Consider the following 16,599-nt stretch of genomic DNA (forward strand, 5'->3'; position numbering starts at 1 on the left):
CCGCATGTGATCCGTGTACGACATGTCGGAGCTGCCCTCATACTGAGCGTTCTCACGCTCGCCGGCTGCTCCCAGGGAACGACCAATGCCGCCCCCGCGTCCGCCGCGCCCCCGCAGAGCCCCCAGGCAGCCCCCACGGCCGCCGTGCCCGCGAAGTTCGCGTCCGGCGACGTGCGGATCGCGCTGGTCAGGCAGCTCTCCTCGGGTGACTACTTCGAGCAGTGGCTGGCCGGCGCCCAGGCCGAGGCCAAGGCGCTGAACGTGACGCTGGAGGTCTCCAGCGGCGACGGCAACAACGACAAGCAGGCGCTCAACCTGGAACAGGCCGTCAACCAGAAGGCCGACGCGATCATCGTCGACCACGGGTTCGCGCAGACGGTGCAGCCCGCCGTCAAGAAGGCCGCCGACGCGGGCATCCCGCTGGTCGCCTTCGACGTCGCCCCCGGCACCCCCAAGGCGGTCGTGCTCTCCCAGGACGACCACCAGATCGCCGAGCAGGCGCTCGGCGCGCTCAAGGCCGACACCGGCGGCGCCGGAGAGGTCGTCTACGTGTACGTCGCCGGATTCGCCCCGCTCGACCGGCGCAACGAGACCTGGACCCAGTTCAAGAAGGACAACCCGGGCGTCAAGCAGGTCGCGCAGATCGGCGTGGTCAACAGCTCCACCGCGTCCGCGGTCGCCGACCAGGCCAAGGCCGCGCTCCAGGCCAACCCGGACGTGAAGGCGATCTTCGCGCCGTACGACGAGTTCGCCAAGGGCGCCACGCTCGCGGTCAAGGAACTCGGCCTCCAGGACAAGATCAAGGTCTACGGCGCGGACATCTCGACCGCCGACATCGGCGTCATCACCGAGCCGGACAGCCCCTGGGTGGCCACCTCCGCCACCGACCCGTCCAACGTGGGCCGCGTCGCCGTACGCGCCGCCGCCCTGCTCGTCGGCGGGGAGCAGGTCGGCCCCGCGCTGAAGGTGCCGCCCGCGCTGATCACCCAGAAGCGACTGCGCGACGGCGCGATCACCAACATCGAGCAGCTCACCCAGGCCATACCCGCCCTGAGCACGCCGGACGTGGCTCGCGTCCCCTGGGCGGCGTCGTGACCCAGCCCGCGATCGCGGTGTCCGGGCTGTCCAAGACCTACGGCGCGACCCGGGCACTCGATGGCGTCACGCTGGACGTGCGGCCCGGCGAGATCGCCGGGCTGATCGGCACCAACGGAGCGGGCAAGTCCACACTGATCAAGGTGCTCTCCGGCGCCGCCCGGCCGAGCGTGGGCACGCTCACGCTCGGCGGGCGCCGCTTCGAGCCGGGCGGCCCGCTCGACGCCCAGGCGGCGGGCGTGCAGACCGTGCACCAGAACATCGACGACGGCGTCGTCTTCGGCACCACGGTGGCCGAGAACCTCACGCTCGACTCCATCGCCCGCCGCGGCGGCTGGTTCACCACGCGCCGCTCGATCACGGCACGGGCCCGGTCGATCGCCGAGGCGGCCCGGCTCACGCTCCCGCTCGACGCGCCGGTCGAGACGCTGCCCGCGAGCGCCCGCCAGCAGATCGTGCTCGCCCGCGCCCTGTCGCGCGAGGCGCGCCTGCTCATCCTGGACGAGCCCACCTCGACGCTGTCCGCGAGAGAGGCCGACGCCCTGGCCGTCAAGGTGCGCGAGGCCGCCGCGTCGGGAGTCGCCGTCCTGTACGTGTCGCACCGCCTGGCCGAGATCGAGTCCCTGTGCGACCGCGTGATCGTCCTGCGCGACGGCCGGGTGAGGCGCACCTTCACCGCCCCGCTCACCCGCGAGGCCATCGTCGAGGCCATGCTCGGCACCTTCGTCCCGCCCCCCGCCCTCTCCACCACGGCCCCCGCGACGGGATCGGTCATGGCTTCCACCACGGCCCCCGCGACGGGATCGGCCACCGCTTCCACCACGGTCTCCGCGACGGAGTCGGCTGCCGCCCCGGTCGCGGCGTCCGCAGTCGTGTTGACCGCCACCGGGATCCGGATCGCCCCCGGTCGCGCGGCGTTCGACTTCGAGGTGCGCGAGGGTGAGGTGCTCGGCGTGACCGGGCTGGTCGGGGCGGGCAAGACCGAGCTGCTCGAACAGCTCGGCGGCGCCCGCCCGCTCGTCTCCGGCGAGCTGCGGCTCGACGGTGAGCCGTACCGGCCCCGGCATCCGCGCACGGCCATCGTGGCCGGCGTCGCCTTCGCCGCCGAGGAGCGCTCCGCCCAGGCCATCGTGCCCGGCTGGTCCGTACGGGCGCACGTGTCGCTGCCCATGCTCCGCGCGCACAGCCGCGGGGGCCTGCTCCGCCGCCGCTCGGAGGCCGCCGCCGCCCACCGCGTCACCACCCGCTTCGGCGTCCGCGGACCAGGCCTGCCCGGCACCGCCAAGCCCGGCCGTGGGACGTCCGGGCGGCGCGGCCACGGGATCGAGGCTCCTATCGAGACGCTGTCCGGCGGCAACCAGCAGAAGGTCGTGGTCGGCCGCTGGCTGGAGGCGGCGCCCCGCGTCCTGCTGCTCGACGAGCCGTTCCGCGGCGTCGACGTGGGCGCCCGCGCCGACATCGGCCGGGTGATGCGCGAGGCCGCCGGGATGGCGGTGGTGGTGGCCTCCTCGGACCCGCAGGAGATCGTCGAGGTGGCCGACCGGATCCTGGTGCTGCACGACGGCGCGCCGACCGGTGAGCTGACCGCGGCCGAGGCCACGCCCGAACGCCTGGCGGCCCTCATGTCGGGGACCCCGGCGGGAGGACGGGCATGACGGCGGCGGGACGGTTGGACGCCGGCGGCGGGCGAGCCACGAACGCGCGGAGCGCGAAGGTGGCGGCGGCGGCCTACCGCTACGGGCTGGTCGTGGTGCTCGTCGCGATGCTGGTGATCTTCGCGGTGCTGCGGCCCGCGTTCGGCACGTTCGGCAACGCGCTGATCGTTCTGCAGTCCGTGGCGGTCGTCGGCGTGGTCGCGCTCGGTGTCACCGTCTCCATGACCACCGGCGGGTTCGACCTGTCCGCCGGAGCCTGCGTCGGCGCGGTCGTGATGGTGACCGCCCTCGCCATGGTCAGGTTCAACCTCACCGGGGCCACCGCGATCGTCGCGGGCCTGCTCACCGGGCTGCTCGTGGCCGGGGTCAACGCGCTGCTCACCGTCGTGGCGCGGGTGCCCGACCTGGTGGCGACGCTCGGCACGATGTTCCTCTTCCAGGGGCTCGCGCTGATCATCACCTCCGGCCAGTCGGTCTCGGCGGGCATGACCGTCGACGGCGCGCCCGCGCCGGGCCGCTACACCGAGGGTTTCGCCTGGCTCGGAGGCGGCACGATCGGCCCCGTGCCGGTGCCTGTGGTCGTCTTCGCCCTGCTCGCCGTCGCCGTGTACGTGCTGCTCAACCACACCCGCTGGGGCCGCGCGCTCTACGCGATCGGCGGCAACGCCGAGGCGGCCAGACTCGCCGGCATCCGGGTCGCCCGCTACCGCGCGCTGGCCTACGTCGTGTCCGGGCTGTGCGCGGCGGTCGCCGGGATCATGCTGTCCGCCCGGCTGGGCCGGGGAGACGTGGGAGCGGGAGACCCGTACCTGCTCCAGTCGGTGGCGGCGGCGCTCATCGGATACGCCGTGCTGGGTGCCAACCGGCCCAACGCACTGGGTACCGTCGTGGGGGCGTTGTTCATCGGTGTGATGATCAACGGCATGACGATGCTCAACGCCCCGTACTACGCACAGACCTTCGTCCAGGGTGCGCTGCTCGTGGGCGCGCTCGTCGTCAGCTACACCCTGACACCAGGACGTCGAGAAAGGAGCATCCGTTGACCTTGGTGGCGGACGCCGGGCAGTCGTACGAGCTGCTCACCGTCGAGAACGTGCCCGCCTACATCGCCGGCCGGCCCGCGCTGGCCCGGCTCGTCGATCCCGCGCGCATCACGCGGGTCCGCGAGGTCGGCGACGGCAACATGAACCTCGTGTTCGCCGTCGAGGCCGAGGACGGGCCGGGCGTGGTGCTCAAGCAGTCGATGCCGTACGTGCGGGTGGACCCCGACTGGCCCATCACCCCCGACCGCAACCGGATCGAGGCCGCCGTCCTGACCGCGCACGGCGAGGCGGCGCCCGGTCTGGTGCCCGCGCTGTACGACGTCGACGAGGCCAGGCACGTGGTGGCGCTGGAGAACCTGTCCGACCACCAGGTGTGGCGTGGGCTGCTCAACGAGGGCCGCCGCGACGAGGGAGTGGCCGGCGACCTGGGGCGCTACGTGGCGCGGGTGGGGTTCGGCACGTCGGTGTTCGGGCTCGGCGCCGAGGCGCACAAGGCGGCGCTGGCCGCGTCGGTCAACCCGGAGCTCTGCGAGATCACCGAGGACCTCGTCTTCACCGAGCCCTACATCGAGCACGAGCACAACCGGATCCTGCCCGCCAACGAGCCGGACGTGGCGGCCTACGCGGGGGATCCCGCCGTGCGCACCGCCATCGGCCGGGCCAAGCTGGCCTTCATGACGCACGCCGAGGCGCTCATCCACGGTGACCTGCACACCGGGTCCGTCCTGGTGCGCCCGGAGACGCCCGGCGCTCCTCGCTCCACCCGCGCGTTCGACGTCGAGTTCGCCTTCTACGGGCCGGTCGGGTTCGACATCGGCGCGCTGTGGGGCAACTACGTGCTCGGCGCGGCGCGCGGCTTCGCGCTCGGCGACGAGGAGCACGCGGCGTGGGTGCTCGGGCTGGCCGCGCAGACGTGGGAGGCGTTCGAGGCCGAGTTCACCGCCCTGTGGCCGGACCGCGCCGACCCGCGCGTCTACGGCGACGGCGTGCTCGCCGCCTACCTCGCCCAGGTCCACGCCGACGCGGCGGTGTTCGGCGCGGCCAAGGCGGCCCGCCGGGTGATCGGCTTCTCCCGCGTCACCGACATCGAGACACTCCCCGAGGAGCGGCGCGTCAAGGCCATCCGCGGCGTCCTGCACGCCGCCCACCACCTGCTCACCCGGGCTCCCGAGCCGCCCGGCCGCCTGTTCGGCCACATCGGCGCCCTCCTGGCCGACGCGACCTCCTGAACACGACCACGGTCGCGCACGCCGACCCGCCCGACCCGGACCCGCCCGACCCGGACCCGCCCGACCCGGACCAGCCCGACCCGGACCAGCCCGACCCGGGCCCGCCGGACCCGGGCCCGGGGCGGGTCAGCGGATGGCGATGGCGTAGGCCAGCAGCCACTCCACGCACTCGGTGACGTGGCGGGCCCGCTTCAGCGTCGGCGCCCAGGTATAGAGGCCGTGGTCGGCGACGATCACCGCCGGCGTGCGCGGGTCGTAGGCGGCCTCGAAACGGTCGCCGAGCTCGTTCATGTCCTGGCTGTTGACGATCACCGGGATGACCACCTCGTCGTCATGGGCCAGCCGGCCGATGCCCTTGAGGGTCTCGACGTCGCGCAGGCGCACGCCACCGGGCCAGTGGTGCCCGGCGAGCACCGCGTTCAGGGCGTGCACGTGCACGATCGCGTCGGCGCCGGTCAGCCCGGCGATCCTGGCGTGCAGCCCCGCCTCGGCGGAGGGCGTCAGCGGAGCGATGCCGCCGACCTCGACCGGGCCGCCGTCCGGCCCCACCACGGCGACGTCGGAGGCGGTGAGCTCGCCCTTGTCCAGGCCGCTGGCGGTGACGGCGAGCCGCAGCGGGTCGCGGGTCACCACCTCCGACAGGTTGCCCGAGGTGCCGCGCATCCAGCCGAACGAGGTGAAGCGGGCGGCCTCGGCGGCGAGCCTGGCGCCCGCGTCGAGCACGCCCTGCGTGGTGGGGACGTTCACTTGATCTCCTCGATCTCCTCGAATGACGCGACCACGGGATGGGCGCCGAAGCCGGCCCGCTCGCTCGGCTCTCCCGGGCGGCGCACGCCGGTCGTCCGCCAGCCGGCCGCCGCCGCCGCGTCCAGCTCGGCCGGCACGTCGGACAGGAACAGCAGGTCGCCGGGCGGCGTCCCGAGGGAGTCGGCGATCTTCAGGTAGGAGCCCGGCTCCCGCTTCGGTCCGGCGTTGACCGTGTCGAAGTGCCGCTCGACCAGCGGCGACAGGTCACCGGCCGTCGTGTGCCTGAACCACGGCCGCTGACTCGCGACCGACCCCGAGGAGAACACCGCGAGCCGGCGCCCCTCCTCGTGCCACCTGCGCAGGACGGGCGGCACGTCGGGGAAGAAGTGCGCGGTGAGCTCCCCGGCGGCGAACCCGGCGGCCCAGATCTGCCCCTGCAGCGTCTTCAGCGGGGTCGCCTTGACGTCGCCGTCCATCCAGGCGTGCAGGATCGCCACGGTCTCCTCCGTCGTGGCGCCGCCGGCCTCCGCCACCGCGGCGGCCACGTCGGGGTCGTCGCGGTGCGCGTCGATCCACGGGCCGAGCCGGGGACGGGCGTAGCTGTAGAGCCCGACGTGCACGGACTCGGTCGAGCTCGTCGTGCCCTCGATGTCCAGCACGATCCAGCTGGGCGGGTTGCTCATCGGGTCAGCACCTCCACGAAGTCGGCGACGAAGCGCGGCGCGTCGACCGCGGTGATCACCCGCGTGTCGGGCGCGGGCTCGTACGGGAAGGACGGCGGCAGGCCGTCGTGGGTGCGCATCAGCCGCGCCCTGGACATGAAGCCGTCGCTCATGACGTTGACCGGGCCGTCCGCCCACGCGGTGGCGTAGCCCGGGTCCAGCAGGATGCCCGCGGCCAGCGGGTCGTGCACGGGGATGATCCGGCGTCCCCACTCGTTCTGGTAGAAGTCCATGTAGGCGTCGAGGATCTCGGTGGCGAACCTCGCCTTCGGCGTGTCCGTGGCCCGCAGCGCCCCGATGGCCCGCTCGTCGAGGATGGTCGTCCCGGTGACGTTGACGCCGACCATCACCAGCTCGTTGCGCGGCGCGGCGAACACCGCGGCGGCCGCGACCGGGTCGTTGGCGATGTTCGCGTCGACCATCAGCAGCGTGCCGGGCGGCGCGTACGGCCCCGACCCGCCCATCAGCACCACCGACCGATACCTCGTGAACAGGCCGGGGTCGATGCGCAGCGCCTCACCCAGGTTGGTCAGCGGCCCGAGGGCCAGCAGGTCCAGCTCGCCCGGCTGCTCGGCCGCCAGCCGGACGAGCAGCTCGGCGGCGCTCTCGCCGGTGACCTCGGGCATCGGCCGGTCGTAGCCGAGGTCGCCGAGCCCGTCCTTGCCGTGGACGTGCCCGGCGATGTGGGCGGCCCCGGCCAGCGGCTCGGCCGCGCCGCGCGCCACCGGCACGTCCAGGCCCAGCAGCCCGTTCACGTAGCCGATGTTGCGCACCGCGTCCTCCTCGACGCAGTTGCCGAACACCGAGGTGATCGCGACGATCTCGGCGTCGGGCCGCCCGGCGAGGTAGAGCAGGGTGTGGGCGTCGTCGATGCCGGTGTCGGTGTCCACGACGATCCGTCGCACCTCGGTCATACAGCCTCTTTCACATGTTCTGGACGGTAGACGCCGCGTTCGGTCACGATGCGCGTGACCAGGCGCGGCGGGGTCGTGTCGAAGGCGGGATAGTAGCCGGTGACGCCCTCGGCGGCGGTGCGGGCGCCGAGCACGCTCAGCACCTCGTCGCCGTCACGATGCTCGATCTCGACGTCGCCCGCGCTGGGCGCCAGCGGGTCGGGCGCCTGCACCAGCACGTAGAACGGCACGCCGAACTCCCGGGCCGCGAGCGCCACGCCCAGCGTGCCCACCTTGTTGACCACGTGCCCGTCGAGCGTCACCCGGTCGGCGGCGACCAGCGCCACGTCGGCGAGCCCGTCGGCCAGCGCGGCGGCGACCATGCCGTCGGTGATCAGCGTGGGCCGGTAGCCCATCTCCACCAGTGTCGCCGCCGTGAGCCTGGCGCCCTGCAGGTAGGGGCGGGTCTCGGTGCAGACGAACTCCAGCCGCTTGCCCGCCTCGCGGGCCGCCTCGACGGTCGCGATCAGGTAGGCGTCGGCCCAGCAGTGGGTCAGCACGCGCGCGCCGTCGTGGAGCAGGCCCGCGGCGTGCCGGCCGAGGGCCGCGCTGCGCGCCCGGTAGGCCGCGTCGTGCCCGGCCGCCGCCTGCTCGACCGCACCGGCCAGCTCCTCGCCGGACGCCTCCGCGAGCGGCCCGTCGACCGTGTCGTTCAGGATCGCGCGCACGGCGTCGCGGATGTGGTTGTTCGTCGGCCGGGTCGCGATCAGCCGCGTGCCCGCCGCGCGCAGCCGCTCGGCCGCCGCGCCGGGCGGCTCGCGCCGCGCCTCCCTCGCGGCCAGGACCATGCCGGCCGTGGTCGCGTACAGCGGCCCCGAGCTCTGCGTGACCATCCGCTCGATGGCGACCGCGACGTCCTCGCTGGTCTCGCAGCGCACCCACCGCCGCTCGAAGGGGTAGACGCGGCGGTCGAGGATCTCCACCGCGTCGCCCGCGAACCGGACGGAGTCGGCCAGCGCGGGTGTCGCCGCCCCGGATCCGCTCATGAGACCTCCTTCGGGCGCCGCCTGGCCGCCACACCGGCCAGGATCAGCGCGAACAACGTGATCACGTACGGTGCGGAGTCCGCCGCCTGCTGCGGCAGCCCCACACCCTGGAGCCGGAAGCCCACCGCCTCGGCGACGCCGAACAGCAGGCAGGCGAGCAGCACGCGCCAGGGGAGCACGCCGCCCAGCATGACGGCGACCACCGCCACCCAGCCGCGGCCCGCGCTCATGCCCTCGCTGAACAGCGTCACGTTGCCGAGCGCGAGCTGCGCGCCCGCGAGCCCGCACAGCGCGCCGGCCGCCAGCACCACCCCGTGCCGGTAGACGCCGACCTTCAGGCCGAGCGCGGCGGCGGCCGCCTGGTGCTGGCCGATGCCGCGCAGGCGCAGCCCGGAACGGGTCCGGCGCAGCCACCACGCGACGGCGGCCACCAGCACGAGCGCGAGCGGCACCAGCGGCGACTGCGGCCCGAGCACGGGCACGTCGAGCCCCAGCTCGGCGATCGTCGGCAGCCCGGCCAGGTCGGGCGAGCTGTAGGTGCCGCCGCTGCCGAAGATCTGCCGCATCAGGAACGCGGTCAGCCCGAGGGCCAGTAGGTTGGTGCCCACCGCCACCACGATCGGGTCGGCCCGGAAGGTCACCGAGGCGAGCGAGAGCACCGCCGCGTAGAGCAGGGTGACGATCATCGCGCCCGCGACGCCCGCCCAGGCGCTGCCGGTCAGGTGGCTGAAGACGACCGCGGTGAACGCGCCCCACAGCAGCTGGCCCTCCAGCGCGATGTTGAACACGCCGGCCACCTGGCAGATCAGCCCGCCGAGCGCGGCCAGCACGACCGGCGTCATGGCGGTGAGCACGGCGGACAGGAACGACGCCTCCAGGATGTTCACGCGCCCGCCCCCCGCCGCTCCCTCAGGTGCCGGACGGTCGCGAACACGGCGACGATCACGATGATCAGCCCCTGTACGATCTGCGTGAGCTGGCTGGGCACCCCGGCCTCGCGTTCCATTCCCTGGCCGCCCACCTGCAACACGGTCAGCAGCGCGACGGCGAACGGCACGGCGATCGGCCGCGCGGTCGCCAGCAGCACCGCGGCCACCGCGGTGAAGGTGTAGCCCGGGGCGGTGAGCGCGCCGTCCACGTACCTGTAGGGCGGGCCGAGCACGATCAGCGCGCCCACCAGGCCGGCGAACGCGCCGCCGCCCGCCAGGGTGACGGCGGCCAGGCGGTTCACGGCCACGCCGCCGTAACGGGCGAAGTCCCGGTTCTGCCCGGTCGCGCGGATCTCGTACCCGAGAACCGTGCGCGAGTCGGCGTACAGCCAGGCGGCGGTGAGCAGCACGACGAGCGGCAGCCCGAGCGTGATGTAGGAGCTGCCGGCGAGCGCGGGCAGGTGGGCCGCGTCGGGCAGCGGCGGCGTCTGGGCGATGCCGGTGCCCTGCTCGCCCAGCGGGAAGCGGACGAGGTAGGAGGCGAGCGACACGGCCGGGACGCTGATCAGCAGCGTGGTCACGATGGCCGGAATGCCGAGGCGGGTGCGCAGCGGCGCGGACAGCCCCGCGACCAGCCCGCCGGCCAGCGCCGCGGCGGCTAGCGGCAGCACGACCGCGACCCCGGCCACCATCGGCAGGTGCAGGGCGATCGCGGCCGCGGTGACGCCGCCGATCGCCATCTGCCCGTCGCCGCCCAGGTTGAACTCGCCGGCCCGCAGCGGTATCGCGAACGCCAGCGCCATGCCGAGCGTCGGCACGAACGCGGCGATCGTGTACTCCAGGTTGCCGTCGGCGACGGCGCCCCTGAACAGCGCCGGATAGGCGAGCGACGGGTCCACTCCGACCGCCAGCATCACCAGCGTGGTCAGCACCAGCGCGCCGCCGATGGCGAGCACGGGCGTCGACAGGACGATCCGGCGCGCCCATCCGAGCGCCGAGCCGGAGTCCCGGCCCTCCGGCTCTCCACCCGCCGCGACGGTCGTGCCGGTCGCCGGCGCGCTCATGGCATCTCTCCGGTCGTGTTCCCGGCCGTGTTCCCGGCCGTGTCTCCCGCGGCGGCGCGGGCGGTGTCCTCGGTCGGGGTCCCCGTGGTGGCGCCGGTCGTGGCGCCGGTCATCGCCTGGCCGAGGAGGGCCTCGGTGGCCTCGTCGCCACGGAACTCGGCGACCACCCGGCCCTCGAACATCACCAGGATCCGATCCGACAGCGCGCGCAGCTCCGACAGCTCGCTGGACTGCACCAGCACCGCCTGGCCCCGGTCGCGGGCCTCGGCCAGCAGCGCGTGGATGCGCTCCTGCGCGCCCACGTCCACGCCCTGCGTCGGCTCCTCGACCACGATGACCGGCGTGCGCCTGGACAGCTCGCGGGCCAGCACCGCCTTCTGCGCGTTGCCGCCGGACAGCGCGCCGATGGGCGCGTCCACCGAGGCCGCGCTGATCGAGAACCTCTCGACCAGGTCGCGTGCCCTGGCCCGAACCGCCGCCCTGGACAGCCCGATCCGCCGCCCGGAGCCAGGCCGGCGCTGGTCGCCCATCAGGAGGTTCTCCGCCAGCGACATCTCGGACGCGGTGCCGCGGCCGTGGCGGTCCTCGGGCACGTAGGCGACCTCCGGCTCCCTGCCGCGCCGCACGGGCGCGTCGCCGAGCAGGACCTGCCCGGAGTCGTGGTGCCCGGGGACGCGCAGGCCGGTCACCGCGTCGATGAGCTCCCGCTGCCCGCTCCCGGCCACCCCGGCGATGCCGACGATCTCGCCCGGCCGCACGCCGAACGACACGCCCGACAGCCGTGCCACGCCGTCGCGGTCGCGCAGGCTCAGGTCGCGCACCTCCAGCGCGTACGCCGCGTCCGGCGGCCCGGTCGTGGACCGGGCGGGCCCGGCGGAGCCGAGGGCCCGGCCGATCATGGCCTGGACGAGCTGGCCGGCGGTGGTGCCGGCCGTGGTGAAGCGTCCTGTGACGCGGCCCTGGCGAAGGACGGTGACGCGGTCGCTGGCGGCCAGCACCTCGCCGAGCTTGTGGGTCACGAGCAGCACGGAGGCGCCGGTGCCGGTGACCGTGCGCAGGACCTCGAACAGCCGGGTCGCCTCGCCGGGGGTGAGCACGGAGGTCGGCTCGTCCAGGATCAGCACCTCGGCGCCGCGGTAGAGCGCCCTGAGGATCTCCACCCGCTGCCGCACGCCGACCGGCAGCGTCCCGACCCGCGCCGCCGGGTCGGCCCGCAGGCCGTACCGTTCGCCCAGCTCCTCCACCGCGCGCCGCGCCGCGGCCCGGTCGACCGCGCCGCGGTGGACCGGCTCCGCGCCGAGCACGACGTTCTCGGCCACGGTCAGCTCGGGGAACAGCCGGAAGCGCTGGTGCACCATGCCGAGCCCGTGCGCGATGGCGTCGGCGGGCGAGCGCAGCCGGATGCGGTTCCCGTCGCGGAGCACGTGCCCGGCGTCCGGCCGGTGCAGGCCGTAGAGCACGGACATCAGGGTGGACTTCCCGGCCCCGTTCTCGCCGACGACGGCGTGGATCTCACCTCTGGCGACCGCCAGGTCGATCCCGTCGTTGGCGAGCACGGGACCGAACCGCTTGGTGACGCCGACGAGCTCGGCGGCGGGTGCCCCCGAGCCCTCGCCGGTGACGGCCGCGCTCACGCCTAGCCCTTGAGCGGGTCGGCCACGGTGATCTTGCCGGCCACGATGTCGTCGCGCGCCTGCTTGACCTTGGCGATCACGTCGGGGTCGCCGGCCACCGTGCAGCCCGAGGAGGCCACGTCGTCCTCCAGCGCGTTGACGCCCACGCCGCCCTCGGCCAGGCCGTAGACCTTGACGCCGCCGGTCTTGCCCTCGGCGATCTCCTTGATCGCGGCGACCGTGGCCACGTCCACGTGCTTGAGCACGTTGTCGATGACGTTGCCCGCGCTCTGCCCGCACTGGTTGACGTCCACGCCGAACGCCTTGGCGCCCGCCGCCGCGACCGCCTCGAACACGCCCTGGTTGCCGCCCGAGGCCGCGGCCGAGACGATGTCGGCGCCGCGCCCGGTGAGCGTCTGCGCCTGCGACTTGGCCCGCGCCGGGTCGCTGAACGGGTTGTTGCCGCCCACGTAGAGCGGGGTGCCGGTGACGCCCGCCTTGGCCGAGGTGGCGCCGGCGAAGAACGGGTCGATCCACCGGTGGACGAAGGGCGAGTCGATGGCCGCCACGACGCCGATCTGGTCGCTCTTGGTGAGCAGCCCCGCCTCGATGCCGGCCAGGTAGGCCGCCTCGTGCTCCTTGAACGACACGCAGGCCAGGTTGGCCGCCTGGTCCTTGGCGCAGGAGTCGACCTGCAGGAACTGCTGCTCCGGGTGCTGCTTGGGCACGGTGTTGAACACGTCGTCGAAGGAGAAGCTGATGCCCACGATGACGGTCGGCTTGGCCCGGACGGCCGCGTCGACGTTCTGGGCGATGCTCGTGGGGTCCTTGCTCTCGTAGAGCTTGAAGGACGCGCCGATCTCCTTGGCCGCCGCCTCGGCGCCCTTGACGCCGAGCTGGAGGAAGCTGTTGGTGCCCACCGGGTTGGGCGTGATCAGGATGATCGACTTGTCGGAGGAGGAGGACGCAGGGGAGCTGCCGGAGCCGTCCGCACCCTGGCCGCCGCACGCGGCGAGGGCGAGGAGCGCGGCGGCGGCGGTGAGCGCTGGAGTGATTCGCATGGTTCCTGGTTCTGTCTGCCGAAGGGGGCGTGTGCCACCGGGGCTGTCCGTCCCGGTGGGCGAGTGTATCTGCACATTTCCGACAGGAACAACCTGGTTTCACATTTCGGACACCATATCCTAGGCGCCGCGACACGCCGCGAACACCCTCCCGCGCACCTCGCCGCGGCGGGCTCAGTGGATTCAGGTCAGCCGGTGCCGCCGGGGGAGATCAGGCCGGTCTCGTAGGCGACCACCACGGCTTGGACACGGTCACGCAGGCCGAGCTTGGACAGGATGCGCGCGACGTGGGTCTTCACCGTGGCCACGCTGAGAGTCAGCTGGTCGGCGAGTTCGGCGTTGCTCAATCCGGTGGCGAGCAGGCGCAGCACGTCCAGTTCCCGGGGCGTCAGCTGGGAGAGATCACGGTGGAGGGTGGGCCGCACGTTGTCGCGGCGGGCGAAACGTTCGACCAGGCGGCGGGTGATGGTAGGCGCGAGCAGGGCGTCGCCGGAGCGCACCAGGCGTACCGCGGCCACCAGGTGCTCGGGTGTGACGTCCTTGAGCAGGAACCCGCTCGCCCCCGCGGCGAGCGCGGCGTACACGTAGTGGTCGAGGTCGTAGGTGGTCAGGATCAGCACGCGGGTGTCCTCGGCGCCGCCCGCGAGGATCCGCCGGGTGGCTTCGAGGCCGTCCATCCGCGGCATGCGGATGTCCATGAGCACGACGTCGGGCCTGGTACGGCGGACCGCGGCGACGGCTTCGTCCCCGTTGGCGGCCTCGGCCGCCACTTCTATGCCGTCGGCGGCGAGGATCATGCGGAATCCCGTGCGTACCAGTGCCTGGTCGTCGGCGATGACGGCGCGCAACCGCTCGGTCATGCGGTCCTCCACGGGACACGAGCCTTGATCCGGAATCCGCCCCCGGCCGTCCGCCCGGCGTCCAGAGTCCCGCCGTAGACGGCGAGCCGCTCACGCAACCCGATCAGCCCCCTGCCGTCGCCGGTCCGGGGCCCGGCGCTCCGTGCTCCGCCGGTGTCAGCCACCTCGATCTCCAGCCAGTCGCCGTCATGACCGATCGTCACGGACGCGGCGGCCCCGGCCGCGTGCTTGATCGTGTTGGTGAGGGCCTCCTGCACGACGCGGTAGGCGGCGAGGTCGATCCCGGGAGGCAGTGGCACGGGCGGCGACACCTCGACGCTCACCGGCACGCCGGCGGCGCGGACCCGTTCCACCAGGGCTTCGAGCTGGTCGAGCCCGGGTTGGGGTTCGAGCCCGTCGGAAGGCCCGTCGAGACGCTCGCCGCCCGGACCGGCGAGCAGGCCCATGACGTTGCGCAGTTCGGCCATGGCGGCCCGGCCACCGGACTCGATCGCGAGCAGAGCCTGCTTCGACTGCTCCGGCTCCGCGTCCATGACCTTGCGGGCCGCGCCGGCCTGGATCACCATCACGCTGACATTGTGGGTCACCACATCGTGGAGTTCGGCGGCGATCCGGGAGCGCTCCTCCGCGACAGCCCTGCGCATGGCGTCCGCCTGAGCCTGCTGCAACTCGGCGAGCCGGTGCCGGCTGGCTCCCAGCTGTCGCCGCCAGAAACGGACGAAGCTCCCGAAGACACCGACGCTCAGCAGGACGACGAACGGCCCCATCCAATTCGGCAGCGCAGGCGCGACGTCCCGGAACGCGGCGCCGGCGAGCACGGCCGTGAGCACGAGGCCACCCATGGCCAGGAACCTGTTACGGCTGTGGGCGACGGCACCGTACGCGGCGACAGCGCAGGTCAGCACGGTGATCCAGGTGGCGCCCGCGTGTGTGGCCAGCGCCGCGGCCAGCACCACCCAGAAGGTGATGAGCGGGTACCGGCGCCGCGCCGCCAGCGGTAACGCCGTCAGCGCCACCAAGAACACGGGCGGGTCGTAGGGCAGAGGCTGGGCAGGCACGTCGCCGGACGGGTTGCCAGGAGGTGGGGCTGGGCGGTCGGACAGGACGCCAGGATTTGGTGGGTCGCCGATCGGGGAATCAGGAACCGCCGGGGAATCAGGAACCGGCGGTGAGGGCGGGGAGTCAGGCCGGAGCCGCAAGTACTCGATCACTTCGGGCTGATCCGCGACAGGGCCGACCACTGGATATCTCGCCGATACGGTCACCGCGATGACCGTCAGGACGATCGCGACCACCAGGTCAGCGGCGAGTGCTCTGCGAGACGGCCTTGGGGGTCCGTCGCCACTCAGCCCCGGCGTGTCCCGGACGCCGCGCCGGTCCGGGTAGTCCTCGTCCAGCCGGCTGTCCAGGTCGAGCGCATGCCGCCACCACGGCGGTCGTTCACCGGTTTCCACCGGCACATTGTCACGCCTGCCTGTCCCTCCCGCATCGGCCGCCGTGACGGGGCTCGCGGTCTTGGGGAGTACATCGCAAGGATGACCTGGCGGCCCTTCGTTCTCAGGAGGTACGCGATCTCGGTATGACGGCCGACGCGCACCGGCATGGGCAGTGCCTAGTTTCGTTCCCGCCACCCCGCCGCTCTGGAGCCGCGGTTCCGGCCTGGGCCTCGACGAAAGCATCGAGGCGCTGTTCATGACCACCTTTCGGACCACCGCTCAGGAGGACATAGCGTGACCGTTGTCCTAGAGGCCCAGGCACTGGGCAGGAAGTACGGCAAGCGCTGGGCGCTGCGCGAGTGCACCATCGACATCCCGGCGGGCCACGTCGTGGGGTTGGTGGGACCCAACGGAGCCGGCAAGACCACCCTGCTGAAGCTGGCCTGCGGCCAGCTGGAGCCGACCGAGGGCGCCATCACCGTGCTGGGCGGGCGGCCCGGGGGCACGCCCGCCCAGCTGGCGAAGGTCGGCTTCGTCGCCCAGGACACCCCCGTCTACGCGGGACTGACCGTCGCCGAACACCTGCGGCTGGGAGCCCGGCTCAACTCCCGCTGGGACGCCGCCCTGGCACGGGAGCGCATCGCGCAGGTCGGCCTCGTCCCCGCCCAACGGGCGGGCAAGCTGTCCGGCGGCCAGCGCGCCCAGCTCGCCCTCACCCTTGGCCTGGCCAAGCGGCCCGAACTGCTGATCCTGGACGAGCCGGTCGCCTCGCTCGACCCGCTGGCCCGCCGCGAGTTCCTGCAGGGGCTGACGGAGGCTGCCGTCGTGCACAAGCTGAGCGTGCTGCTCTCCTCTCACCTGGTCTCCGACCTGGAACGGAGCTGCGACTACGTGATCGTGCTCGCCGACTCCCGCGTCCAGATGGCCGGGGAGGTCGACCGGTTACTGGCCGCCCATCACCGGCTCACCGGCCCACGCCGCGATCCCGACCGGCTCCCCGCCGGCCAGCACGTCATCTCCGCCAGCCACACCGAGCGACAGAGCACGTACGTGGTCCGTACCGACGCCCCGATCCACGACCCCGCCTGGACGGTCACCCAGCTCAGCCTGGAAGACCTCGTCCTGGCCTACATGGACAAGCGCACCGCCGACAACCGGCGAGCCGTCCTGGAGGTGCAGCGATGATCTGGCTGACCTGGCGCCAGT

General features: G+C 73.3%; 15 protein-coding genes. 5 read left to right on the forward strand and 10 right to left on the reverse strand.

From position 1 onward, the window contains the following. Positions 1-6: 6 nt before the first annotated feature. From AB0C16_RS13945 to mtnK, 4 genes are read left to right on the forward strand one after another with little or no spacing between them, the layout of a single operon-like run. Positions 7-1,095, forward strand: a complete 1,089-nt coding sequence (locus tag AB0C16_RS13945; protein WP_357682379.1) for a substrate-binding domain-containing protein — start codon at positions 7-9, stop codon at positions 1,093-1,095. Further along, a complete protein-coding gene (locus tag AB0C16_RS13950) occupies positions 1,092-2,750 on the forward strand; it encodes a sugar ABC transporter ATP-binding protein (RefSeq protein WP_357682381.1) in 1,659 nt (552 codons plus the stop codon). Before AB0C16_RS13945 ends, AB0C16_RS13950 begins: the two co-directional genes overlap by 4 nt. Beyond that, positions 2,747-3,793 carry an ABC transporter permease gene (locus AB0C16_RS13955; RefSeq protein WP_357682383.1) on the forward strand — a complete coding sequence of 349 codons (1,047 nt, stop codon included), beginning with the start codon at positions 2,747-2,749 and terminating at the stop codon, positions 3,791-3,793. Before AB0C16_RS13950 ends, AB0C16_RS13955 begins: the two co-directional genes overlap by 4 nt. A 5-nt stretch (positions 3,794-3,798) precedes the next feature. Beyond that, positions 3,799-5,022 (forward strand): S-methyl-5-thioribose kinase, encoded by a 1,224-nt coding sequence (gene mtnK / locus AB0C16_RS13960; protein WP_357682418.1) that lies wholly within the window; start codon positions 3,799-3,801, stop codon positions 5,020-5,022. 126 nt (positions 5,023-5,148) lie between these two features. On the opposite strand, the gene mtnB is transcribed toward mtnK, so the two are convergent. The 10 genes from mtnB to AB0C16_RS14010 all read right to left on the reverse strand — a co-directional run bounded on the left by mtnB (position 5,149) and on the right by AB0C16_RS14010 (position 15,015). Next, positions 5,149-5,769 (reverse strand): methylthioribulose 1-phosphate dehydratase, encoded by a 621-nt coding sequence (mtnB, locus tag AB0C16_RS13965; protein ID WP_357682385.1) that lies wholly within the window; start codon positions 5,767-5,769, stop codon positions 5,149-5,151. Next, complete coding sequence (gene mtnC / locus AB0C16_RS13970) at positions 5,766-6,452, reverse strand: acireductone synthase (protein ID WP_357682387.1); 687 nt, start codon at positions 6,450-6,452, stop codon at positions 5,766-5,768. The genes mtnB and mtnC overlap by 4 nt, the downstream gene beginning before the upstream one ends. Further along, positions 6,449-7,405, reverse strand: coding sequence for a nucleoside hydrolase (locus tag AB0C16_RS13975; protein ID WP_357682389.1), 957 nt, complete (start codon positions 7,403-7,405; stop codon positions 6,449-6,451). The genes mtnC and AB0C16_RS13975 overlap by 4 nt, the downstream gene beginning before the upstream one ends. After that, positions 7,402-8,430, reverse strand: a complete 1,029-nt coding sequence (locus tag AB0C16_RS13980) for a s-methyl-5-thioribose-1-phosphate isomerase (protein ID WP_357682391.1) — start codon at positions 8,428-8,430, stop codon at positions 7,402-7,404. The genes AB0C16_RS13975 and AB0C16_RS13980 overlap by 4 nt, the downstream gene beginning before the upstream one ends. Next, complete coding sequence (locus AB0C16_RS13985; protein ID WP_357682393.1) at positions 8,427-9,317, reverse strand: ABC transporter permease; 891 nt, start codon at positions 9,315-9,317, stop codon at positions 8,427-8,429. Before AB0C16_RS13985 ends, AB0C16_RS13980 begins: the two co-directional genes overlap by 4 nt. Continuing rightward, positions 9,314-10,423: a hypothetical protein gene (locus AB0C16_RS13990; RefSeq protein WP_357682395.1), complete on the reverse strand. Its 1,110-nt coding sequence runs from the start codon at positions 10,421-10,423 to the stop codon at positions 9,314-9,316. The genes AB0C16_RS13985 and AB0C16_RS13990 overlap by 4 nt, the downstream gene beginning before the upstream one ends. Next, positions 10,420-12,057, reverse strand: coding sequence for an ABC transporter ATP-binding protein (locus AB0C16_RS13995; RefSeq protein ID WP_357682397.1), 1,638 nt, complete (start codon positions 12,055-12,057; stop codon positions 10,420-10,422). Before AB0C16_RS13995 ends, AB0C16_RS13990 begins: the two co-directional genes overlap by 4 nt. A 2-nt stretch (positions 12,058-12,059) precedes the next feature. Continuing rightward, the gene (locus AB0C16_RS14000) at positions 12,060-13,097 is read right to left on the reverse strand and encodes a BMP family ABC transporter substrate-binding protein (protein ID WP_357682398.1); all 1,038 of its coding nucleotides are present in this window, start codon (positions 13,095-13,097) and stop codon (positions 12,060-12,062) included. Between the two features lie 188 nt (positions 13,098-13,285). After that, positions 13,286-13,957 carry a response regulator transcription factor gene (locus AB0C16_RS14005; protein WP_357682400.1) on the reverse strand — a complete coding sequence of 224 codons (672 nt, stop codon included), beginning with the start codon at positions 13,955-13,957 and terminating at the stop codon, positions 13,286-13,288. Next, on the reverse strand, positions 13,954-15,015 hold the full coding sequence (locus AB0C16_RS14010; protein ID WP_357682402.1) for a histidine kinase: 1,062 nt from the start codon (positions 15,013-15,015) through the stop codon (positions 13,954-13,956). The genes AB0C16_RS14005 and AB0C16_RS14010 overlap by 4 nt, the downstream gene beginning before the upstream one ends. Before the next feature lie 672 nt (positions 15,016-15,687). Here AB0C16_RS14010 and AB0C16_RS14015 point away from each other — a divergent pair. Continuing rightward, positions 15,688-16,578 carry an ABC transporter ATP-binding protein gene (locus AB0C16_RS14015; protein ID WP_357682404.1) on the forward strand — a complete coding sequence of 297 codons (891 nt, stop codon included), beginning with the start codon at positions 15,688-15,690 and terminating at the stop codon, positions 16,576-16,578. The last annotated feature ends 21 nt before the right edge of the window (positions 16,579-16,599 follow it).

Origin of the sequence: Nonomuraea sp. NPDC048916, assembly GCF_040649575.1 — a bacterium.
In the GTDB taxonomy this organism is placed as follows: Bacteria; Actinomycetota; Actinomycetes; order Streptosporangiales; family Streptosporangiaceae; genus Nonomuraea.